Source organism: Pantoea sp. CFCC18179 (genome assembly GCF_059412405.1).
Window position 1 is genome coordinate 146812 of the sequence record NZ_JBNBPM010000003.1, and the last position, 22062, is coordinate 168873.

The 22062-nt window shown below is 53.1% G+C and carries 19 protein-coding genes; 14 read left to right on the forward strand and 5 right to left on the reverse strand.

Annotated features, from left to right (window positions below):
- The first annotated feature begins 147 nt into the window (after positions 1–147).
- From ACPUC7_RS08290 to ACPUC7_RS08320, 7 genes are all read left to right on the forward strand, one after another.
- Positions 148–1581, forward strand: a complete 1434-nt coding sequence (locus ACPUC7_RS08290) for an NAD-dependent succinate-semialdehyde dehydrogenase (protein ID WP_494922522.1) — start codon at positions 148–150, stop codon at positions 1579–1581.
- Between the two features lie 11 nt (positions 1582–1592).
- Positions 1593–2405 (forward strand): HpcH/HpaI aldolase family protein, encoded by an 813-nt coding sequence (locus ACPUC7_RS08295; RefSeq protein ID WP_494922523.1) that lies wholly within the window; start codon positions 1593–1595, stop codon positions 2403–2405.
- 1 nt (position 2406) lies between these two features.
- Positions 2407–3399 (forward strand): hydroxyacid dehydrogenase, encoded by a 993-nt coding sequence (locus tag ACPUC7_RS08300; protein WP_494922524.1) that lies wholly within the window; start codon positions 2407–2409, stop codon positions 3397–3399.
- 20 nt (positions 3400–3419) lie between these two features.
- Positions 3420–4415, forward strand: a complete 996-nt coding sequence (gene iolG / locus ACPUC7_RS08305; protein ID WP_494922525.1) for an inositol 2-dehydrogenase — start codon at positions 3420–3422, stop codon at positions 4413–4415.
- A 144-nt stretch (positions 4416–4559) separates the two neighbouring features.
- Positions 4560–5486 (forward strand): sugar ABC transporter substrate-binding protein, encoded by a 927-nt coding sequence (locus ACPUC7_RS08310; protein WP_494922526.1) that lies wholly within the window; start codon positions 4560–4562, stop codon positions 5484–5486.
- A gap of 12 nt (positions 5487–5498) precedes the next feature.
- Positions 5499–6569: a sugar phosphate isomerase/epimerase family protein gene (locus ACPUC7_RS08315; protein ID WP_494922527.1), complete on the forward strand. Its 1071-nt coding sequence runs from the start codon at positions 5499–5501 to the stop codon at positions 6567–6569.
- A complete protein-coding gene (locus tag ACPUC7_RS08320) occupies positions 6562–7731 on the forward strand; it encodes a Gfo/Idh/MocA family protein (RefSeq protein ID WP_494922528.1) in 1170 nt (389 codons plus the stop codon). The genes ACPUC7_RS08315 and ACPUC7_RS08320 overlap by 8 nt, the downstream gene beginning before the upstream one ends.
- Before the next feature lie 90 nt (positions 7732–7821).
- On the opposite strand, the gene ACPUC7_RS08325 is transcribed toward ACPUC7_RS08320, so the two are convergent.
- The gene (locus tag ACPUC7_RS08325; RefSeq protein WP_494922529.1) at positions 7822–8838 is read right to left on the reverse strand and encodes a substrate-binding domain-containing protein; all 1017 of its coding nucleotides are present in this window, start codon (positions 8836–8838) and stop codon (positions 7822–7824) included.
- A 152-nt stretch (positions 8839–8990) separates the two neighbouring features.
- Here ACPUC7_RS08325 and ACPUC7_RS08330 point away from each other — a divergent pair, with 152 nt between their 5' ends.
- Positions 8991–10127: a phytanoyl-CoA dioxygenase family protein gene (locus ACPUC7_RS08330; protein ID WP_494922530.1), complete on the forward strand. Its 1137-nt coding sequence runs from the start codon at positions 8991–8993 to the stop codon at positions 10125–10127.
- A 299-nt stretch (positions 10128–10426) separates the two neighbouring features.
- Entirely contained in the window at positions 10427–10717 is a 291-nt protein-coding gene (locus ACPUC7_RS08335; RefSeq protein WP_494922531.1) for a hypothetical protein, read from the forward strand.
- A gap of 60 nt (positions 10718–10777) precedes the next feature.
- Here the strand turns inward: ACPUC7_RS08335 and ACPUC7_RS08340 are convergent, their stop codons facing one another.
- Positions 10778–11146 carry a hypothetical protein gene (locus tag ACPUC7_RS08340; protein WP_494922532.1) on the reverse strand — a complete coding sequence of 123 codons (369 nt, stop codon included), beginning with the start codon at positions 11144–11146 and terminating at the stop codon, positions 10778–10780.
- Between the two features lie 112 nt (positions 11147–11258).
- Positions 11259–12428: an ROK family transcriptional regulator gene (locus ACPUC7_RS08345; protein WP_494922533.1), complete on the reverse strand. Its 1170-nt coding sequence runs from the start codon at positions 12426–12428 to the stop codon at positions 11259–11261.
- Positions 12429–12692: 264 nt separating this feature from the next.
- Between ACPUC7_RS08345 and ACPUC7_RS08350 the strand changes: the two genes are divergently transcribed.
- Genes ACPUC7_RS08350 through ACPUC7_RS08370 form a run of 5 tightly spaced genes read left to right on the forward strand, consistent with a single transcriptional unit; the run spans position 12693 to position 17716 of the window.
- Positions 12693–13940, forward strand: a complete 1248-nt coding sequence (locus ACPUC7_RS08350) for an extracellular solute-binding protein (protein WP_494922534.1) — start codon at positions 12693–12695, stop codon at positions 13938–13940.
- A 9-nt stretch (positions 13941–13949) separates the two neighbouring features.
- A complete protein-coding gene (locus ACPUC7_RS08355) occupies positions 13950–14858 on the forward strand; it encodes a carbohydrate ABC transporter permease (RefSeq protein WP_494922535.1) in 909 nt (302 codons plus the stop codon).
- Entirely contained in the window at positions 14848–15687 is an 840-nt protein-coding gene (locus ACPUC7_RS08360; protein WP_494922536.1) for a carbohydrate ABC transporter permease, read from the forward strand. The genes ACPUC7_RS08355 and ACPUC7_RS08360 overlap by 11 nt, the downstream gene beginning before the upstream one ends.
- Positions 15687–16631, forward strand: coding sequence for a carbohydrate kinase family protein (locus tag ACPUC7_RS08365; RefSeq protein ID WP_494922747.1), 945 nt, complete (start codon positions 15687–15689; stop codon positions 16629–16631). The genes ACPUC7_RS08360 and ACPUC7_RS08365 overlap by 1 nt, the downstream gene beginning before the upstream one ends.
- A 2-nt stretch (positions 16632–16633) precedes the next feature.
- Positions 16634–17716: an ABC transporter ATP-binding protein gene (locus ACPUC7_RS08370; RefSeq protein WP_494922537.1), complete on the forward strand. Its 1083-nt coding sequence runs from the start codon at positions 16634–16636 to the stop codon at positions 17714–17716.
- Between the two features lie 272 nt (positions 17717–17988).
- Here ACPUC7_RS08370 and bamA read toward each other — a convergent pair whose 3' ends face one another.
- Together bamA and ACPUC7_RS08380 are read right to left on the reverse strand one after the other, a co-directional pair.
- Positions 17989–20421 carry an outer membrane protein assembly factor BamA gene (gene bamA, locus ACPUC7_RS08375; RefSeq protein ID WP_494922538.1) on the reverse strand — a complete coding sequence of 811 codons (2433 nt, stop codon included), beginning with the start codon at positions 20419–20421 and terminating at the stop codon, positions 17989–17991.
- Positions 20422–20634: 213 nt separating this feature from the next.
- Positions 20635–22044, reverse strand: coding sequence for an MFS transporter (locus tag ACPUC7_RS08380; protein ID WP_494922539.1), 1410 nt, complete (start codon positions 22042–22044; stop codon positions 20635–20637).
- Positions 22045–22062: the final 18 nt, after the last annotated feature.

The window sequence follows — 22062 nt, forward strand, 5'->3', positions numbered from 1 at the left end:
TCAACTTTAACGACGGCAATCAGTTGAAATTAAACGCAAATTAATCATTCCCCCTCATATTCACCTCACGCCAGCTAACTCATTGCAATTTTTATTGCCACGATCCTAACATTGCAACTATCAATGCTATCGGAGGAACGGATCACCATGTACCAACATTTCGGACAGTTTATTCATGGCGCGTGGCGGCAAGGCCGTGGCGCTGAACCGGTGATCGTTACCGATCCCGGCAATGGCAAAATCCTCGGTGAAATCGCCGCTGCCTCGAGCGCCGACACGCTAGAAGCCTTAGCGAGCGCCGAAGCTGCTTTAATCAACTGGCGAGCAACCAGCGGCTGGGCACGCGCCGATCTACTGCAAGCAGTCGCCCAACAAATGGCGACCCTCACCGCAGATGCCGCACGCATGATCTCTATGGAAAGTGGTAAACCGCTGGCGCAGGCCAAACGTGAGTGGGAATTATCCACCGACCAATTTATCTGGCACGCTGAGGAAGCTCGACGCATCTACGGTCGCATCGTGGAAAGCCGCGTGCCGGGTGGGCGCTGCGAGATTTCACATGAACCGGTCGGCGTGGTCGCGGCTTTCACCGCGTGGAATTTCCCGGTGGTGTTAGTGGCACGCAAATTAGCCCCGGCGCTGGCGGCGGGTTGTACTGTGGTGCTGCGACCATCCAGCGAAGTACCCGGTTCGGCGATGCTAATTTTCGAATGCTTACGCAAAGCGGGATTACCGGCGGGCGTGGCTAATTTGGTGGTCGGCCCCACCGCTGAAACTTACCAACCGTTAATTACCTCGCCAATCGTCAAAAAAGTCTCGCTGACCGGATCAACGCAATTAGGCCAGCAGATGATTCGCGATTCTGCCGCCACCATCAAACGGCTCAGCATGGAACTGGGCGGCAACGCGCCAGTGATCATCTTTGATGATGCCGACCTGGAAAAAGCGCTCGATTTGTCGGTCGCCACCAAGTTCGCCAACTGCGGCCAGGTGTGCGTTACCTGCGATCGTTTCTATGTGCATGAAAGTCGCTACCACGAATTTGTCAAAGGCTTTGCCGAACGCGCCGCGCGTCTCAACGTTGGTTACGGGCTTGATGAAGCCACGCAAATGGGCCCGTTGATCAATCCACGCCGTCTCAAAGCCATCGAAGCGATTGTCGCCAATGCGCGTGATAAAGGCGCAAGCATCGTCACCGGCGGTGAACGCATTGAATTGCATGGTGGTTATTTCTACGCGCCGACGGTGATTGCCGATGTGCCGGATGATGCGCTGGCGATTGCCGAGGAAAATTTTGGACCGATTGCCGCCATCACCTCATTTAGCAACAGCGAAGATCTGTGGCGTCGCGTCAATAACTCTGACTTCGCCCTCTCAGCGTATGCCTTCACGCGCGATCCTGCGCGCATCCGCGAAACCGTCGCACGACTTGAATCCGGCATGGTTGGCATTAACAGCTACGCGCTTGCCGCCGCCGAAGTGCCGTTTGGTGGCATCAAAGCCAGCGGCATGGGTCGCGAAGGCGGCAGTGAAGGTATTCACGACTATATGAACGTCAAACTGGCGCAAATCGTGTTGTAAGGAGCTTGAGGATGAAACTGAACAATATCAAAGCCCGCTGGAATGATGGGCAAACGGTGCTCAATGGCTGGCTTAGCATCGCCAACGCGTTTAGCGCCGAGATCATGGCCGAACAGGGTTACGACGCCCTCACCATCGACCTCCAACACGGCTTTGTCGGCTATGAACAGGCTACGCACATGCTGCAAGCGATGCGCGCCAGCGGAGTCGCGCCGATGGTGCGCGTGCCGTGGCTGGAACCGGGCATCATTATGAAAGCGTTGGATGCCGGAGCGTGGGGCATTATTTGTCCGATGATCAGCACCGCCGAACAGGCGCAGGCGCTGGTTTCCTGCGTGCGCTATCCACCCAATGGCAGCCGCAGTTTTGGCCCAACACGCGTGACCTTTTCTGCCGGGCAGGATTACGGTCAGCATGCCGATGAGCAGGTGGTGTGTTTGGCAATGATCGAAACCGCCGAAGCTTTTGACAACATCGAAGCGATTGTTGCCACGCCCGGACTTGATGGCGTGTATATCGGCCCCGCCGATCTGACGTTGGGGCTAACCGGTAGAAAATATCGCACCGGCTTTGATCGCACCGAACCCGAGATCGTTGAGGCGATCAAGCACATCCTCGCCACCGCCCATCGCGCCGGTAAAAAAGCCGGATTGCACAACGGTTCCGCTGCCTATGCGGCTAAAGCAGCAGAATGGGGATTCGATTTAGTGACGCTATCCAATGACGTACAGCTGTTGCGCGGTGCCGCCGCGGCCAGCGTGCAGCAGTTCCGCGAACTGAATGGCGGAGCAACCGCCAAACCTGCACACAGCGGGGGTTACTGAGATGCCAACGATTCTGGTTGCCGGGAAAATTCATCCCGCCGGATTGGATATTCTGCACAACGCGCCTGATTTTAATGTGCTACTGGTGCCTGAAGTCAGCGTGGAAAGTTACGCGCCTTATATCGCCGAAGCCGATGCCCTGCTGATTCGCACGCAACCACTTACCGCCAAAGAGATCGCTGCCGGTAAAAAGCTGCGCGTGGTGTCACGTCACGGCGTCGGTTATGACTCGGTGGACGTTGAGGCGCTGACTGCGCGCCAGATTCCGCTGACCATTGTCGGCAACGTCAATTCGCAATCGGTGGCGGAACACACGCTGGCGATGCTGCTGTCACTGGCAAAACGTCTTTGCTATTTCGACAACAGCATTCGCGTGGGTGAATGGAATCGCCGCAACAGCTTTTCGGCGGTGGAAGTGGCGGGCAGAACCTTGTTCATCCTCGGTTTTGGTCGTATCGGACGCCAAGTGGCGCGCTTGGCGCAAAGCTTCCGCATGCAGGTTATTGCCTACGATCCCTTTTTGCCTGACAGCGTTTTTGCCGAGAGCGGCGTAACGCGCATCGCAGCCATCCATGACGGCCTGCAACAAGCCGATGCGGTCACCGTTCATCTGCCGCTCAGCGGTGACCAAGCGCTAATTGGCGCCAATGAACTGGCATTGATGCAACCGCACGCCATCCTGATCAACACCGCGCGTGGCGGAATTGTCGATGAAGCGGCGCTGGCAAAGGCGCTGCAAAATAATGCATTGGGCGGTGCCGGGCTTGACGTTTTGCAGCAAGAACCCCCGGCGTTGAGTTCTGCGTTGCTGGCACAGCGCGACAAACTGATTCTCAGCCCACATTCAGCGGGGCTGACGCAAGAAGCGGCGATGCGCATGTCGGTCTCGGCCGCCAGCAATATCGTCAATTACTTTAACGGCCAACTCGATAGCGATCTGGTAGTGAACAAACCAGTGCTGGCGCTTAACCAGTTGATGAGCCAACTACCCTAAACTCTGTTGCGGAGAACATCATGCTCAAAATTGCTATCCTCGGCGCGGGCCGAATTGGTCAGGTTCATGCGGCGAATGTGGCGCGTCACAACAACGCGCAGTTAGTGATGGTTGCCGATCCCTTTATTGAAAATGCACAGGCATTAACCGCGCTTTGGGGCGGCACGGCGGTGCAAAATCCGCTCGACGCGATCAATCACCCAGATATAGATGCGGTGGTGATTGGTACGCCAACCGATACCCATATTGATTTGATGCTGGCAGCGGCAAAAGCCGGTAAAGCGGTGTTGTGTGAGAAACCGGTGGATCTTGATATTGATAAAGCGCTGGCGGCAGAAAAAGCGTTAGGCGAGCACGCCAATCGCGTGATGCTGGGCTTCAATCGCCGTTTCGATCCAGGCTTCAGTGAAATTCATCGGCGCATTGCGCAAGGCGATATTGGCGATCTGCATCAAGTGGTGATCACCAGCCGCGATCCGGGTTTAGCGCCGCTGAACTACCTCAAACATTCCGGCGGTATCTTCCGCGATATGGTGATTCATGATTTTGATCTCGCGCGCTGGATACTGGGCGAAGAACCGGTAGACGTGTTTGCCAGCGGCAGCCGCCTGTTTGAGCCATCACTGGAAGCACTCGGCGATTACGACACGGTGATGGTGCAACTGCGTACCGCCTCCGGCAAACAGTGCCAAATCAATTGCAGCCGTCAGGCGGTGTATGGCTACGATCAGCGCCTCGAAGCTTTTGGTTCTGGCGGCATGATGATCAATGACAATCACCGTGAAACCACGGTGCGTCATTTTGGTAAGCAGCACACCGAAGTGCGCGGTCCGTTATTGGATTTCTTTATGCAGCGTTATACCGATGCGTATCGGTTAGAAATTGATGCGTTTATTCAGGCAATCAGTAATAACACTTCGATACCGGTTAGCGTACGCGACGGTTGTCAGGCATTAAAATTAGCCGATGCTGCGCAATTATCTGCTGATACGCATGCAGTGGTTAAATTAGATTAAATCTAGATTTACTAAATATCTAATTTATTGTTCTCAAAAGGTCACCATAAATGGCGACCCTACAAAAACTCACCCGACATTCGTAGGGTCGCCATTTATGGTGACCTATACAATTATAAAACCCTATTAATCTGGAAGATCATCATGAAAAAAATAATCTTACTCTGCCTCACCCTACTCTCTATTAGCCCAGCAGTATTTGCGGTTCAAGTTGGTGTCAGTATTGCACAAATGGATGATGTATTTCTCTCGCGCTTGCGCGGTTATATTATCGAGCAAGCAAAAACCTATCCCGATATGAAAATACAATTTGAAGATGCACAAGGTGCAGTAGATAAACAACTGAGCCAGGTACAAAGTTTTATTAACAGTAAAGTCGATGTCATCATCGTCAACCCGGTGGATACCCAAGGCACCAAAAATATGGCCGATGCAGCGCGTGCCGCCAAGGTGCCGCTGATCTTCCTCAACCGTATGCCTTCTGACGCAAAAATGGGAGATGGCGTGAGCTACATCGGCAGCGATGAAATCGAGGCCGGTCGCCTGCAAATGCAATATCTCGCCGATCTGGTTAAAGATCGTAAAAGCGTCAACGTTGCGATCATGAAAGGGTTATTAAGCAACGACGCCACGCGTTTTAGAACTCAAGGTGCGAAAGAAGTGATCGCGAAAAATCCGAATATGCATGTCATTGTCGAAGACACAGCAAAATGGATGCGTGAAGACGGTATGAACTTAATGAATAACTGGATTTTATCCGGCGATAAAATTGACATTCTTTCCGCCAACGCTGATGAAATGGCAATAGGCGCCGCAATGGCGATTAAAAGCAACGGCATTAAAATCGGTAAAGATATTTTAGTCGGTGGCACCGATGGCGGCCCCAATGGCTTGCAGGCAATTAAAAGCGGATTATTAACTGTTACTGTATTCCAGGATGCAAAATCACAGGCATTCGGCGCAGTGGATATGGCAGAGAAAGCGTCCAAGGGTGAGAAAGTGGATGACATTAAATTTATTCCCTTCCAGCTCGTGACACCGCAGAACTACCAGAAATTCATGACCAATTAATCCGGAGGCGTGATGAAAACCATTAAAGGTCCAGCGGTATTTCTCGCTCAATTCGCCGGAGATGATGCGCCTTTTAATAGCTTATCCGGCATGGCGGCGTGGGCAGCTAATAAAGGCTTTAAGGCGGTAGAAATTCCCAGTTGGGATACGCGGTTAATCGATGTGAAAAAAGCCGCCGAAAGCCAAACCTATGCCGATGAAATTCTCGGCGTGCTGGCTGAACATCAACTGCAATTAACCGATCTTGCCAGCCACTTGCAGGGCCAGTTGGTGGCGCTCCACCCGGCGTTTGATTTACCGGCCGACAGCTTTGCGCCGGCCAGCGTGCGCAATGATCCTCACGCGCGGCAGCAATGGGCCACTGAGCAACTGTTGTTGGCGGCTAAAGCCTCACGCCGACTTGGCCTGGATAAACATGTGACCTTTTCGGGCACGCTTCTGTGGCCGTATCTCTATCCCTATCCACAATGGCCGGAAGGTTTGATTGATGAAGGATTCAATGAGCTGGCTCGCCGCTGGATGCCGATCCTCAACGCGTTTGATGAGCAAGGCATCGATCTCTGTTATGAAATCCATCCCACCGAGGATTTGCATGACGGCTTAACCTTTGAGCGCTTCCTCGAGAAAACTCAGCATCATGCGCGTTGCCACATCATGTATGACCCAAGTCATCTGGTGCTACAGGGCATTGATTACCTGAGCTATATCGATCATTACCACGCACACATCAAAGCGTTTCACGTCAAAGATGCCGAATTTCGTCCCAACGGCAAAACCGGCGCTTACGGCGGCTATCAACCGTGGACCAGCCGCGCCGGACGCTTTCGTTCGCCGGGCGATGGACAAATCGATTTCAACGGAATTTTCTCCAAATTAACCGGCTACGGCTTCGATGGCTGGGCGGTGCTGGAGTGGGAATGCTGCTTTAAAAACCCGGAAGATGGCGCACGCGAAGGCGCCCAATTCATCAGCGATCACATTATCCGCGTCACCGAAAAATCGTTTGATGATTTCTGTAAATCGTATGCCGAACAATCACTTAACCGCAAAATATTGGGGCTTGAAGGAGCACAGCATGAGTAAATCATTGAGTGGACGCCGCATCAGACTCGGCATGATAGGCGGCGGTGAAGGTGCCTATATTGGTGGTATTCACCGTTTTGCCGCGCGTTTGGATGATCACTATCAGTTGGTTGCGGGTGCGTTTGACGTCGATGCCGAGCGCGGGCATCTTTTCGCCGCGCAAAACTATATCGCGCCAGATCGTTCTTACAGCGATTACCTCACCATGGCGCAAGCGGAAGCAGCACGTGAGGATGGCATTGATGTGGTGGCAATCTGCACGCCCAACTTCACCCACTTCCCCATCGCTAAAGCGTTTCTCGAAGCGGGTATCGATGTGATTTGCGAGAAGCCGCTCACCACCACGCTGCAAGATGCTGAAGCACTGGCCGAAGTGGTGAGCCAGACCGGCGGTTTTCTCGGCGTAACCTACACCTATTCCGGCTATCCGCTAATTGCGGAAGCCCGCGCACGCATTGCCGCCGGATTAATTGGCAAGGTGCGCACGGTGCAGGTTGAATATCCGCTGGAGTGGATGGCGACCGGCGTTGAGCTGCAAAACAATCAGCAAGCGGCCTGGCGCGTTGATCCGCATAAAAACGGGCGTGGTGGCTCGATTGGCGATATCGGCACGCATGCCTATCATCTCGCCGGTTATGTCAGCGGGTTAAAAGCAGAGAGCGTGTTAGCGGATTTAGCTACTTTCGTTGAAGGGCGCGCGCTAGATGATAATGCGCACGTGCTGATTCGTTATGAAGGCGGCGCACGCGGCATGTTGTGGTCATCACAGGTGGCGATTGGTTGTTCCAACGCGCTGCGATTGCGTGTGTTTGGTGAAACCGGCAGCTTGAGTTGGGCGCAGGAGCAACCTAATGAACTGATATTCACCCCGCTGGAAGGTGCCACGCAAATCATCAAACGCGGACGCTATGATTTGGACGCGATCACCCAAGCGCGCACCCGTACCCCGCCCGGTCATCCTGAAGGATATATTGAGGCCTTCACCAATTTGTACAGCGGCTTCGCGGCGGCGTTAAGGGCGCGAGATGAACAACGCGCGCCTGCCGGGATTGGCGCGGTGATCCCGCAGATTGCCGACGGCCTGAAAGGCGTGGCATTTGTCGATGCAGTGGTCGATAGTCATCAGCAAGGCAACATTTGGGTACAGCCGAAATACCGCTAAACCTCAATCGGTCACCATAAATGGCGACCCTACGAAGCCAAATCGGCGTTTTCTGTAGGGTCGCCATTTATGGTGACCGGTTTTAAAACGTTACGTATACATGTTGTAACGCATGATGATATTGGTGCGCGAATACGGCGCGTAATTGCGCTCTTCAGGCAGAAAACCGTGAAACTCTAATAACGCCTTAAAAGAATGCTGCGCATCCAATTGCAGGTTGTGTTCAATCAAGGCGTCGATTTTTCCCGCCTGCATTAAGGCGCGGTTTTCCCGATCGAGATCGTGCCCGACAAACACTTGCGGTTGGATGTTATGCTCATCAAGCGCACGCAATATCCCGGCATTGCCGCCGCCAACCGTATACAGCGCGTCAATCTGTGGATGGACCTGCAGAAAGTTTTGCAAGGTTTCATACATTAAATGATCAATGCCAAAACCGCCGGCGATCACCTTGACTTGATGCTGCGGTGCAAAGGATTTCATCCCCTCTTCAAAACCGCGAATACGTTCTTGCTCGCCGACAAAGGCTTTATCGCCGGTAATCGCGGCAATGGTGGCCGTCTCTTTCCCCAGCCATTTCGCCATCAAAAATGCCGCCGATTTCCCCGCGCTCACATTGTCGATGCCGATATAGCGCAAACGCTGACTGCCTGGAATGTCCGTTACCACCGTTACCACCGGAATCCGCTGCTTAATCAGGTTATTGATCACCGGCACCAGCTGGCTGGCATTCATCGCCTTGAGAATAATGCCGTGGGTGCTGAGCGAGCATTTCTTCAATAAACGTTCGACTTCATCCACCGTCATCTCTTCGCTGCAATGAAAACGCAGTTGGATCTTGAACGAGGCGAAGCTGGAAATTTGACTGCTAAACGCTTCTTTAACCAACTCGCTGAAACGTTCGGGCGTATGCATGATGACGTCGAAATAAATGGTGCGCCCTTGCGCCAGACTGCTTTTTTGCTGCAACTCCAAATCAGCCAACGCTTGCTTAATACGGTGTTGCGTTTGCGGGTGGACGCGGCCGCGGTTGTGCATCGCGCGATCAATGGTGGCGAGGCTTAATCCTGACTGCGCTGAAATCTGCTTCTGAGTAAATTTAGGCATAGATCACATGATGATTGAGTGAGGTCTTTTTGATGTGCTGTTAATGAAATGTAGCTGCTATTTTAACAAGCATCAACCTTATGTTGTGGCGGCTAAATGGCCTTTTCCCTGCACATAAGGTGACAACCCATCATCGAAAAAATGAGGTCATAATGATGTCATCCTATTTCGCTCAAGAAGATCAAATCTCAATCGAAGACTTTAAAACCTTCTGCGCCCAACAACTTGATGTCAGCGAGTATCCGCTCGCCAGCAAAGCTGTCGCCAATGTATTGATCTACGATCGTCAGACGCTGGATAAAGCCAATAAACGAGCCGTGCTTAGCGAGTTGCATAAAGCACTTTCTTACGGCCCCGGCGTATTTGTGGTGCGCGGGTTATATGATGATTTGGCGGTGGTGGATCGCGCTTCGCAGGTATTTGAAACCATCATGAGCGACGAAGCCAAATCCAAAGTGCAAGCCGACCACTTCTCACGCGCGGGCAATAATGGCCGTATCTGGAACGCATTACAAAAACTGGCGGAAACCGATCCACAAACGTTCGTCGACTATTATGCCAACCCCACGCTGGAGCTGATATGTCAGGCCTGGCTTGGCCCAGCCTGGAGCATGACTTCACAAGTTAACCAGGTGCGTCCGGGCGGTGAAGCGCAGCAGCCGCATCGTGATTATCATTTGGGATTCCAGCAAAGTGCCTTTGCCAGTGAATTCCCAATTCCGGTACAGATCCTTTCACAGTATCTGACGCTGCAAGGCGCAGTGGCGCACAGCGATATGCCGTTACCTTCTGGCCCGACGCGTTTGTTGCCGTGGTCGCACCAATACGAATTGGGTTACATCGCCTATCGCGATCCGGCTTTTGTCGAATTCTTCAACCAGAGCTTTGTGCAATTGCCGCTGGATAAAGGCGATGGCTTGTTCTTTAACCCAGCGCTATTCCATGCCGCCGGGAATAACACCACTACCGATCATGTACGCACCGCCAATCTGTTGCAGATTTCCTCTGCATTCGGTGTGCCGATGGAAAAAGTGAATCACGAACAGATGTTGAAGCTGATCTATCCGCTGCTGAAAAACAGCCAACTTACGCCGCAAGAATTAAACACCGTGATCAATGTGGCAGCGCGCGGGTATTCGTTCCCAACCAATCTGGATACCGATCCGCCGGTCGGCGGGATGGTGCCGCAAACACAGCAGGCGCTGGTGCATCAGGCGGTGCAACACGAGTGGAGTACAACGGAGTTTAACCAAAAGCTGGATGAACACAGCGCGCGCAGAGAAGCGTAATCATTAACAGGCCGGTCTTAAACCGGCCTGTTATGCAAAAACAGATTGTTGCGGCCATTCGTCTCGTCAATTGATTTATTTATTCTTTGTAAAATAGCTTAGGAGATTAATTAGTAAAACACTCGATTAACGTTTCGCTTATTAGATCCAACCTTTACTGTTTAATATTTCCCTACCCCTTTGAATTACTCTCAATATTAAAATTTTCATTAGTGAGATAATTCTTAAAAAAATCTAACCCTATTCAATTTGATATAATTTAAGTAAACTTAAATAACATCTTATCGGAGGATCATCTTATGACCAGTTACACGATCCGTATCGAATTGAAAGAACCTACTGCCAGCACGTATATCGAATTGCTGTACGCCATGCTCGATAATGGCTTTTCGCGCAGCTTAGTATGTGAAAAAGGCTTTGCTTATGTGCTGCCCGCCAATGAGTATGTCTATGTTGGTGCAGACAATATTCGGCATTTAACCGACCGTGTGGTGAGTTTAGTCAGCGCGTTCAGCCCTGATCCGGCGGTGCTAGTGACAGAATCTTCGGCGCGCTGCTGGTCAGGTTTACGTGGGGTAAATTTGGCGTAAGTTTTGTTTAAACGCCATCGTAATAACCCTGATGGCGAAAAATAATTTCCTTAAGATAACTTAACAATCATGCTCATTTAGTAACGCAGAAAATAATGCTTTCGCTTTCTGCTTTTCAATCGACACGCGTATATTTTCGCTAGTCATTTCATTTTGAACAGTAACTGGATGCAACTTGAATCCATTGATATCAATCACTAATTTTTTACTGATATTTTCACGCGTCACTTTTGCCAATCTGGCTTGTGCTTCAGGCTGCAAGGTAACATCTAATGCCAGATCGATTTCCTTGAATTTTATCATGTTCATATTCAGCGTTTTAAAATCACACAGCGCATCAAAACGAATCTCCGCCTGTTGTTCGCTCGACATAACTTGAATAGAAAAAAATAGTGTACTGAACAGGAGTATCTTGCGAATAGGTAACATGTTAACCCTTTTTTTAAACCAAAATTAATACGTTAACTAACTAAAACTCATCAACACAATATATAAGAATCGACTTGTTAAATTGTCCGTGATCTCAGATATCAAATAATCATTACTTCATTAACACCTGAAACTGCGGATTAAATTCGTCAAAAATCGGTAGCGCCGCAGCACCCAGCGCGGCGGTGTCGCTGCCGGTCATGCCGATTTTTAAGCGCGTTCCGGTCAAATAGCGGCCGCGTACTGATTGGTATAGCGGCGGCAAACGGCGAATAATTTTCTCCAGCAGCGCGGCGGGCATCATGCCGCCGATGATCACGCTTTCGGCATCAAACACACATTCCAGCAGATTAATCGCCTGCCGCAGTGGCGTCAGCACCGTATCAATCCAACTATCAAATCGGGCCGGATCGACTTCCAACAGATCTTCCGGCAGTGCAGTCATTGGATCGAGACCACAAAATTCATAGGCGGCTTGCAGCGATACATAGCGTTCCAGGCAACCATGATTGCCGCAATAACATTCGCGTCCGCCCGGTTCGACTACCACGTGCCCGACTTCGCCGGCGTTATGCGCGTGGCCGCTGTAAACGTGACCGTCCATGATGATACCCGCGCCCAAACCGGTGCCGATATACAAATAAATAAACGAATTTAGCTGGCGCGCCACACCATGAAAACGCTCGCCAATCGCCGCTACCGTGGCATCGTTTTCCAGCGTGACCGGCACGCCGCTCATCTCCGCCAATCGCGCTTCTATATCGATCTGCTCCCAGCCGTGCAAGGTGGTCGGGCCAACCGATGAAATGCCTTCCACGCCAAACGGCCCCGGCATCACCACGCCAATGCCCAGCACCTTTTGCCAGCGTTCGCCGAGTTGCGTTTTAATCTCGCTGAGCACCTCGGCAATGCGCGCTAAAGTGGCAACCGGCTCAGGTTTTTGCACCAGCATAAGGCGACGGAAGTGAATTTCGCCGGTGAGATCCACCAGCACAATCAGCAGCGTTTGGTGATCAAGATGAATGCCGATGGAAAAGGCGCTGGCGGGATTGAGGGTCACCGGAATTGCCGGTTGTCCGCGCCCTTGCTTACGCGGCGCGCGGCTGGTGAGCAATTCAGCTTGTTCCAGTTCTGCCACGATATTCGAGACGGTTTGCGGCGTCAGCGCAGTCAGGCGAGCCAGTTCGGCGCGCGTCAGCTCGCCATGCAAGCGGATGGCTTCAATGATCACGCGGCGATTATGCGCCCGTGCATGTTCCAGATTGGTTCCCGACGTTTTCACCGTGCTCCCTTCCCTTAATAACCTGCGCTACGCATCGCCGCATCAATATCTATGATCGCCCACACATTTTACAACCTGTTTACCTGACAGCAGCAAAAATCTATGCAAAGTAGTGTCGAGCGGCAAACGAGATTTATGCCCTGGCACGTCAATTGCTTTAGCTAAGCGATGTCAGCCGCAGCAATCTGACAACCTGTGCGCGTTATTAAATCAATCAAATTGATTTAATTAAACACCCTCTTCTGTTTTAAGGCGGAAAAGTCCATGAAAATCCGATTCAACCCAGTGATCAAAGGATGTTTTGCAGCGGTTCTGTTAGCCAGCGTCGGCAACGCAGCGGCGGTCACCACGCTGAATGCGCTGTTTATGACGCAAGCGGCGTACAGCGAAAATGATATCCGCGCCATGACGCAGGAGTTTCAGAAAGCGCACCCGGACGTGCAGGTTAATCTTGAGTTTGTACCGTATGAAGCGCTACACGATAAGATCGTCGCGGCGCGTGGCGCGGGCGGTAACGGCTATGACGTTGTGCTGTTTGATGCCATCTGGCCGGCTGAATTCACCAAGTTTGATTTGTTGCAGGACGTCAGCAGTCGCATCAATGCTGATGAAAAAGCCAAAATCTTCTCCGGCGCGATGAACACCGTGGAATTCAAAGGCAAAACCCTCGGCATGCCGTGGATCCTCGATACCAAATATCTTTATTACAACAAAGCGATGTTGGAGAAAGCCGGTATCACCACACCGCCGCAAACCTGGCAGCAGGTGATGGACGATGCGCGCATCATTAAGCAAAAAAACATCGTCAAATATCCGTTGGTGTGGAGCTGGTCGCAGGCCGAAGCGCTAGTGTGCGATTACACCACGCTGGTTTCTGGGTTTGGTGGCAAGTTCTACAGCAACGACAAACTCGACTTTTCTTCTCCAGCTTCGCTGCAAGCGGTCAAGCTGATGAAAAGCTCGCTGGATGAAGGCTTAACCAACCCGGCGTCGCGTGAATATCTCGAAGAGGACGTGCGCAAAGCCTTCTCTAACGGCGATGCGGCTTTCGCGTTGAACTGGACCTACATGTACAACATGGCGAACGATCCGAAGCAGAGCAAAGTCGCGGGTCAGGTGGGAATCGTTCCCGCGCCGGGTGATGCGCCAGGCAAATTTGGTGCGGTTAACGGTTCGATGGGCTTGGGCATCACCAAAGGCAGCACACATGGCGATCAAGCGTGGCATTACATCAGCTACATGACTTCGCAGCCGGTGCAGAACAAGTACGCCACCTTGAGTTTGCCGATCTGGAAAAGCTCGTATCAGGACCCGGCGGTGCTGAAAAACCAGGAAAGCCTGATTGCCGCCGCGGATAAATCGCTGAACGTGATGTTGTCGCGTCCGGAAACCGCCGACTATTCGCGCCTCTCCAACACCTTGCAGCAGCAGTTGCAGCAAGTGCTGGTCGGTAGCGAAACACCGGATGCCGCGATGCAAACGGTGGATAAGAGTGCGGCGCGTCTGCGCTAAGGGGCAACCATGCTGAGTTTGCGTCAACGCGAACAACGGCAGGCATGGGTGCTACTTGCACCCATGTTGTTGGTGATGCTGCTGCTCACCGCATGGCCGCTGTTACGCACTATCTGGCTGAGTTTCACCGATGCTGCTTTGATCGGCAGTGGTGAAGCGCCGGGCTGGATCGGTTTGGAAAACTATATTTTCGCCCTAACAGATGAGGATTTTCGTAGTTCGCTGTGGCGCACCCTTTACTTCACCTTGGTGTCGGTGGCGTTCGAAGGCGTGATTGGCGTGTTAGTGGCGCTGTTGCTCAATCAGAAATTCGCCGGTCGTAACCTGTTGCGCGTACTGGTGATTTTGCCGTGGGCGCTGCCAACCATCGTCAACGCCATGATGTGGCGCCTTAACTTCAATCCGGATTACGGCAGCATCAACGCCTTGCTGACGCAGTTAGGCATTATCGATGGTTATCGCAGTTGGCTGGGATCGCCCGATTCGGCGCTCAACGCGGTGATGTTCGCCGACGTATGGAAAAACTATCCGCTGGTGACCTTGCTGGTGCTGGCGGCGTTGCAATCGATTCCCGACGATCTGTTTGAAGCCGCGCGGCTGGATGGCGCATCGGCATGGCGACGTTTTCGTGCCATCACCTTCCCGGCGATTGTTGGCCCGCTGAGCGTAGCGCTGGTGCTGCGTACCATCGATGCCTTCAAAATCTTCGACATCATCTATGTGATGACGCGCGGCGGCCCGGTGGACAGCACCAAAACCCTGAGCTTCTTCGTTTATCAAGAGTCGTTTAGCTATCTGCGTGCCGGCAGCGGCGCGGCATATGCCATGTTGATGACCTTGCTGTGCGCGGTGCTGATCACCGTCTACATGCTGTTACTGTGGCGTCAACGCCGCAAAGGAAGCGCCCATGAAGGCTAAATTACGCAGCACCGGCAAATACGCGGCGGCGTTGCTGGTGGCGATTTCTGTGCTCGCGCCGATGGGCTGGCTGTTTTTGATGAGCGTCAGCGCCACCAGCGATCTCACCCGCGTGCCGCTGGAATGGTTGCCGCGCCAGTGGGATTTCACCCGGTACGGCAAACTGCTGTCCATGGAACCCGGCCAACCAGGCGAATTGTTCCTGCACGCGATGGGTAACAGTCTGTTAGTGGCAACCGGTGCGACGATCATCTGCTTGCTGTTGGCGATCCCCGCCGCGTTCAGCTTCTCGCGCTATCGCGGGCGCGACGGCTGGCTATTTGCGTCGCTCGCCATTTACATGGTGCCGCCAGTGGCCTTCGTGCTGCCGCTCTACTTCCTGTTGCAACACTTTGGTCTGCTCAACACTCGGCCAGGATTGATCATCGTTTACTGCTCGCTGATTTTGCCGTTCCTTACCTGGATGCTGAAAAACCAGTTCGACACGTTGCCGCAGGATATTGAACAAGCGGCGCGGATGGATGGTTTGCGTGTCTGGCAAGTCTTGCTGCGCATTACCTTGCCACTGGCGAAGCCGGTCCTTGGCGCGGCGGCGCTGTTTGGTTGGCTGCTGGCGTGGGATGAATTCTTCTATGCCTTGCTGTTCACCAGCAACATCGCCGCGCAAACCTTGCCGGTCACCATTGCTGGGTTTACCGCCGGGCGCGCCACCGACGATGGCCTGATCGCCGCCGTAGGGATTTTGGCCTCGGTGCCACCGCTATTTATTGCTATCTGGTTGCAGAAGACGCTGGTCAGCGGCCTCGCCAGCGGCGGGAGTAAAGGATGATGGAACCACAACTCACCGCCACGCTGTATGTGGTGGGCAATATTAATGTCGATTTGATTATGGGCACGCTGGACAACTGGCCGCAGCGCGGCACCGAAGTGATGCTCAATCACAGCGAACTGCGTCCGGGCGGATCGGCAGGCAACTGCGCGCTGGCGCTGGAAGCCATGCAAGTGCGTCATCGCGCGGTGGCGAATCAGGGCAATGACGGTTTAAGCGCGTGGCTGGCCAGTCATTTTCCGCACAGCGCCGCGCACTGGACGCGCTACCACTGCGAAACCTCACTCACCGTCGGCGTTACGCACTCCGATCACGAGCGTTCTTTCCTGAGTAATCTCGGCCATATCGTCAAACTCAGCACGCAGGATGTGCTGGATCAGATACCGGAAACCGCCACTGACGGCGATATCGTGCTGCTGTGCGGCACCTTTTTGTGTCTGCATCTGTATGAAGACTATCCGGCGCTGCTTAGTGAGTTACGACAACGTGGTTTTATCACCGCCGTCGATACCGGCTGGCCGCCGCAAGGCTGGACGGATGAGGTTCGCCAGCAGGTCACGCACTGGCTGCCGCTGTGTGATTGGCTGCTGCTGAATGAAGTCGAAACGCTGGGATTAAGCGCGTCAGACGATCTGTCACACAGCGCGCAAAATCTGGCGCAACAATTGAGCGGACGCGGCGGCTGCGTGGTGAAGTGCGGCGCGCAAGGTGCCCGCTGCTGGCAGGGCGCTCAGCAACAAAGCCAACCCGCGCGCCCGGTTACAGTGGTGGACACCATCGGTGCGGGTGACAGTTTTAATGCCGGATTTCTCACCGCGCTGCTGCATCAACAAGATCTCGCCACGGCGCTGCAATGGGGAATCAGCGTGGCGTCACTCGCCATCAGCACCCTGCCGCGTCGCTACCCCGATTGGCATCAACTGCAACTTTCTCAGGAGTTTTAAATATGGCCAGTGTTGAACTCGTAAAAGTGGCCAAACGCTACGCGAAACAATCGGTGCTGCATCCGCTTGATCTCACCATTCCTGACGGCAGTTTTACCGTACTGGTTGGCCCTTCTGGCTGCGGAAAATCAACTTTGCTGCGCTTGCTAGCCGGATTGGAAAGCCTGTCGGACGGCGCGATTTTGATGGATAACGTGCAGATCAACGATCGCGATCCGGCCGATCGCGACATCGCCATGGTGTTTCAGAGCTACGCGCTCTATCCGCATTTAACCGTGGCAGAAAACCTGGCGTTTCATATGCAGGTGAAGAAGATTAAACGCGAGGAGCAGCAAACTAAAATTGCGCGCATCGCCGGCATTCTCGGCATCGACAAGCTGTTGCAGCGCTATCCGCGCGCATTATCTGGCGGACAACGCCAACGCGTGGCGATGGGTCGCGCGATGGTGCGCAATCCCAAAGTATTCCTGTTTGATGAACCGCTGTCGAACCTCGATGCGCAGTTGCGCATGGAATTGCGCGCGGAGATCAAATCGCTGCATCAGCGTTTCAAAACCACCATGGTTTATGTGACGCACGATCAGGTTGAGGCGATGACGCTGGCCGATCAAATCGTGGTGATGAAGGAAGGCCGTATTGTGCAGCAAGGCGCGCCGCTGGCGATTTACGATCGCCCAGCCGATACCTTTGTTGCGCGCTTTATCGGTTCGCCGCCGATGAATCTGTTGCCCGCACAGTTGATCACCCGCGATGGCGTGCCGGGCGTGCAGTGCCAGGATCTGTGGCAGCCGCTACCGCTGCGTTGGCAAGCCGCCGCGCGTCAACGCGAAGGCGCATCGGTGACGCTCGGCGTGCGGCCTCATGATTTGCTGGAAGCTACCAGCACTGCGGCGGCGCAGGTAAAAGTGGTCGAGATTACCGGCGAGTCAACATTGCTGCATCTCGACTGGCACGGATATGCGTTGCATATGCAGGTTGCAGGCCGCCACGCAGCAGTGAGCGGTGATAACATTATGCTCGGCTTCAACGCTGAGAAGATTCATCTGTTCGATACCGAAAACGGCTTGCGGTTAACCGAATCGTAATGGTTAATTCGCCAGGTCACCATAAATGGCGACCCTACGATGACGGGAGTTTTGTAAGGTCGCCATTTATGGTGACCTGGTACAAATAATAAAAAAGCCACCCAATCCGGGTGGCGAAATAATATTCATTAGATGCATAACAACGATATTCGCGAACACTCATTCCTTAAGCATTGCACGAGCGATAGTTTACGCTTCTGGCAATTTTATTCTGTCTTAGTCGTTTAAAGATAATGTAAAACTCATCTCAACCCTTAACAGATTAAATACAGCTACCAGGTTTTCCCGATATTAAACTGGAACTGCTCCGACTTATCGCCTTCATATTTTTTAATTGGCAACGCATAAGAGAACACTAGCGGCCCTAACGGCGATTGCCATTGCAATGCTAAACCACTCGATACGCGAATCTGGCTCGGATCGCCATAATCAGGAATGCCCGCTGCTTTGGTGGCGGCGGTATTTTCCCAACGGGTATCCCATACTGTGCCCGCATCGACAAATAACGAAGTACGCAGTGAATCGGTATAACGATCGCTAATAAACGGCGTCGGCATAATCAGTTCAGCGCTGACTACCGCCATCGCATTACCGCCGACCGCATCATCTGATTTCTCCACCGGACAGGCGCCGTAACTGCTTTCGCTGCCGGTACAGCGGTAATACGCGGCTTTCGGGCCGATGGTATTGCTGGAGAATCCGCGTACTGAACTCGAACCACCGGCATAGAAGTTGTCGTAGAACGGCACTTCTTTGCCGCCTAAACCATCGGCGAATCCAGTTTTGCTGCGCCCCATTAACACCCAACGATGATCGCTACTCAACGGCAAATAACCGTTGGCGCTCAGCGTGCTTTTGTAATAACTGTTGGTGGAACCGGGAATCGTCACCTTGGTATTAAAGCCTGCGCTCACGCCCGAGGTCGGGAAGAAGCCGCGATCCAGCGAGTTGTAGCTCCAGCCGATGTTCCAGAAGAAATCGTTGGCAGTGAATTTATCCGCCACCGTTGCATCATCATCGTCGTCATCGCTGGTGATCACCTTGGGATGCACGCCTTGCGATCCCAGATAACGCCACATCGCCACCTGCGGCGCCATGTTACTGACGCGGTTATAGACGTAATCTACGCCGCTATTCACGCTGCTATTTTCACTGATCGGGAAGCTTAAGGTGCTGCCCGCGCCAAAACTCTTCAGCGTGTATTCGGAAAGGTCGTTATCTTCCGCGCTGTAATCGTTGTAGAACAACTTGCCGCCCAAACTGACGCCATCGACGGTGAAATAGGGATCGGTGGCCGCCACTTCGACGTAGGTTTGGTAGCTGTTTTTGGTGCCGCTAAAACTCACGGTGTTGCCGGTGCCCATCCAGTTATCCTGGCTGACGCCGAGCTGATAACTGATGCCGCTGTCGGTGCCATAGCCGAGTCCGACGTTAAAGGTGCCGGTATTGCGCTCCTTCACTTTGTACACTACATCCACCTGATCCGGGCTGCCCGGCACGCGTTGCGTATCGACATCGACGCTTTCAAAATAGCCGGTGCGATTGAGACGCGCTTTACCTTGATCGACTTGATTGCTGGCTAGCCACGCACCTTCCATCTGGCGCATTTCACGGCGCAGCACCGCATCTTTCGAAGTGTCATTGCCAGAGAAACGCACCTGACGCACATAAAAACGCCGTCCGGCATCGACATTGACGTGCAGCTTGACGCTTTTATCCGCGTCGTTAATTTCCGGTTGCGTGGAAACCTGCGGGAAAGCATAGCCGTAACGACCGAGCAGACTTTTAATCGCCTCTTCGTTCGCGGTAATTTTAGCGCCGTTGTATAAATCGCCCGCAGGCAGTTTTGCTAGCTTCTCGATTTCCGCTGAATGCCCTGCCATATCGCCGGTTAAGGTTACGTCACTGACGTGATAAATATCGCCTTCGTGAATATTGATGGTGACGTAAATGCTCTTTTTGTTCGGCGTTAAACTGACTTGGGTGGAATCCAGATTAAAGCGCGCATAACCGCGATCGAGATAATAGCTGCGCAGCGTTTCTAAATCGCCAGAAAGTTTCTGTTTCTGGTATTTTTGGTCAGCGATGAAATTCCACCACGGCACATCATCACGTAATTGGAAATGCGAAATCAGTTCATCGGAAGAAAAGGCTTTATTACCCACGATGTTGATTTGCTGAATTTTCGCCGATACGCCTTCGGTGAAGATGAACTTGAGATCAACACGGTTACGCGGCAATGGCGTGACTACCGCTTTGACGCTGGCGGTATATTTTCCAGCACTGTAATAAAAATCCTCCAACCCTTTTTCGATATCGGACAAGGTGGTGCGATCCAGTGCTTCGCCCACGCGCACGCCAGAAGCATCCAGATTCTGCTTGAGTTGATCTTCTTTAATCGCTTTGTTGCCAGAGAACGAAATGCTGGCAATCGCCGGACGCTCTCGGACTTTAATCAGCAACGTATCGCCGTCGCGCAGCACCTGCACATCCTCAAAGTTGCCGCTGGCAAACAGCGCGCGAATGGTGTTGCGGATATCATCATCTTTGACGCGATCGCCAACGCGCAGCGGCATACTCAGCATCGCTGCACCGGGCGTAACGCGCTGGAGACCATCAAAGTGAATGTCCTTGAGGGTAAAATCATCTGCACCAAAGGCAGTGGTGGTTACCATGAAAAGTAACCCGGTTAACATCTTCTTCATCTGCTGTGAGCCTGCCGTTTTTCCTGTGCCTGATTCAAGCGCCTTGCTTCCGCACCACATAAAAACGGGCTGAACATGCAGTTCAGCCCGTGATTGCGGCGATATGTTCCGGAAAAAAGACCGCTGAGCCAAAGGTAAATTCAGCGCGACTCACGGATTTTCGTTTGTTTTACAATAAGCTGAAACGCCCCTGTCGAAACCACTTCACAAGAATTACCCTTCTGCCGCCACCGGCTGGAAAGTACGGCGATTAAGGCTGGTTAAAATTACCAACACCACCATCATCGCCAACTCCACGCCGAGCGTGCCGGTAATCGCGGTGAGATGATCACCGTGCATGTTGATCTGCGTGAACACACCACCCAGCAACATCGGCCCTAAACCCAACGCCGATTGCTGTACTGTCGAGAGCACCGCGCTGCCCGCACCGGCTTGATGATGCGGCACGCCGCTCATGCCAATGCGATAGAAGGTGCTAACGATAAACGACTGACCAAAACCAATCAGCACCGTAGCAGGAATCAGGGTGAAAATGCCGACCTGCGGCCAGGCAAATTGCAACGTGGCTATCAAGGCAAGCAGACCCACCATTTGAATGCCGCAACCCATCAGCAACGTGGCGCGTTTGCCCAAGCGTTCAACAATGCGCGTCGATTGCATCGCGCCGATAAAATAAGCCAGGCCGAGGGCGATAAACGCGTTGCCGGATTGGAATGCGGTTAGCCCTAAACCGGCTTGCAGCGTCAGCGCCACCGAGAACATGAAGCCGCTCCAGCAGGAGAAAAACAGCACCGCCAGCGTCAGGCCAAAACGTACGCTCGGCAGACGCAGCAGCGAAGGCGGCAGCAGCGGCGCGCCGTTAGCGGCTTCCAGTCGCAGCGAGGTTTGGCGCAAACGATGTAAAAACAGCGGGAACAGCACCAGCAGCAGAATGCACGGCCATGACCAATGCAATAACGGGCCGAGCGCCAGCGCCAACATCAGGCAACCAATCGCCCCCGCCAGCAGCAACGTGCCGCTGACATCCACCGGCACGCGTTGGCTGTTTTGCGTTTCTGGCACAAAGCGGCGCGCGGTGATCAGCACAAACAGGCAAATCGGCAGGTTAATCAGGAACACGCTGCGCCAGCCGTAGCCACCGATATCCGCTTTGATCAGAAATCCGCCTAAAACCTGGCCGATGATAAAGGCCAAGCCGCCAATACCGCCGTACAAACCAATCGCACGCGCATGCGCTCTGCCCTTCAAGGTGATGTGCAGCGTGGCAAGAATTTGCGGCACGATAAACGCAGCACCCACGCCTTGCAGCGCGCGGGCAAACATCAACAATCCAACGCTGTTGGCGATGCCGCATAATAAAGATGCAATACCAAAGGTCCATACTCCCGCCAGAAATACCCGACGACGACCGTAGTTGTCGCCAAGCCGTCCGCCCATCGCCAGACAAATGGCAAAGGCAATGCCGTACACCGCAACAATCAGCGCCAGTTCGATGGCGGTGGCTTGCAGCGTGTGGGCCATCGCGTCTAACGCCACGTTGACAATGGAAAAGTCGATCATCGGTAGCAGTTGTCCGGCAAGCAGGACCATTAATCCTGTTCGTTGAAGTTGCGATGTGTGCATAGGTTTTACTCTTGTTTT

What these genes read in the sequence shown, in the direction of transcription:
- ACPUC7_RS08290 (WP_494922522.1), top strand. Translation starts at nt 148, where the DNA reads ATGTACCAACATTTCGGACAGTTTATTCATGGCGCGTGGCGGCAAGGC.
- ACPUC7_RS08295 (WP_494922523.1), top strand. Translation starts at nt 1,593, where the DNA reads ATGAAACTGAACAATATCAAAGCCCGCTGGAATGATGGGCAAACGGTG.
- ACPUC7_RS08300 (WP_494922524.1), top strand. Translation starts at nt 2,407, where the DNA reads ATGCCAACGATTCTGGTTGCCGGGAAAATTCATCCCGCCGGATTGGAT.
- iolG (WP_494922525.1), top strand. Translation starts at nt 3,420, where the DNA reads ATGCTCAAAATTGCTATCCTCGGCGCGGGCCGAATTGGTCAGGTTCAT.
- ACPUC7_RS08310 (WP_494922526.1), top strand. Translation starts at nt 4,560, where the DNA reads ATGAAAAAAATAATCTTACTCTGCCTCACCCTACTCTCTATTAGCCCA.
- ACPUC7_RS08315 (WP_494922527.1), top strand. Translation starts at nt 5,499, where the DNA reads ATGAAAACCATTAAAGGTCCAGCGGTATTTCTCGCTCAATTCGCCGGA.
- ACPUC7_RS08320 (WP_494922528.1), top strand. Translation starts at nt 6,562, where the DNA reads ATGAGTAAATCATTGAGTGGACGCCGCATCAGACTCGGCATGATAGGC.
- ACPUC7_RS08325 (WP_494922529.1), bottom strand. Translation starts at nt 8,838, where the DNA reads ATGCCTAAATTTACTCAGAAGCAGATTTCAGCGCAGTCAGGATTAAGC.
- ACPUC7_RS08330 (WP_494922530.1), top strand. Translation starts at nt 8,991, where the DNA reads ATGATGTCATCCTATTTCGCTCAAGAAGATCAAATCTCAATCGAAGAC.
- ACPUC7_RS08335 (WP_494922531.1), top strand. Translation starts at nt 10,427, where the DNA reads ATGACCAGTTACACGATCCGTATCGAATTGAAAGAACCTACTGCCAGC.
- ACPUC7_RS08340 (WP_494922532.1), bottom strand. Translation starts at nt 11,146, where the DNA reads ATGTTACCTATTCGCAAGATACTCCTGTTCAGTACACTATTTTTTTCT.
- ACPUC7_RS08350 (WP_494922534.1), top strand. Translation starts at nt 12,693, where the DNA reads ATGAAAATCCGATTCAACCCAGTGATCAAAGGATGTTTTGCAGCGGTT.
- ACPUC7_RS08355 (WP_494922535.1), top strand. Translation starts at nt 13,950, where the DNA reads ATGCTGAGTTTGCGTCAACGCGAACAACGGCAGGCATGGGTGCTACTT.
- ACPUC7_RS08360 (WP_494922536.1), top strand. Translation starts at nt 14,848, where the DNA reads ATGAAGGCTAAATTACGCAGCACCGGCAAATACGCGGCGGCGTTGCTG.
- ACPUC7_RS08365 (WP_494922747.1), top strand. Translation starts at nt 15,687, where the DNA reads ATGGAACCACAACTCACCGCCACGCTGTATGTGGTGGGCAATATTAAT.
- ACPUC7_RS08370 (WP_494922537.1), top strand. Translation starts at nt 16,634, where the DNA reads ATGGCCAGTGTTGAACTCGTAAAAGTGGCCAAACGCTACGCGAAACAA.
- bamA (WP_494922538.1), bottom strand. Translation starts at nt 20,421, where the DNA reads ATGAAGAAGATGTTAACCGGGTTACTTTTCATGGTAACCACCACTGCC.
- ACPUC7_RS08380 (WP_494922539.1), bottom strand. Translation starts at nt 22,044, where the DNA reads ATGCACACATCGCAACTTCAACGAACAGGATTAATGGTCCTGCTTGCC.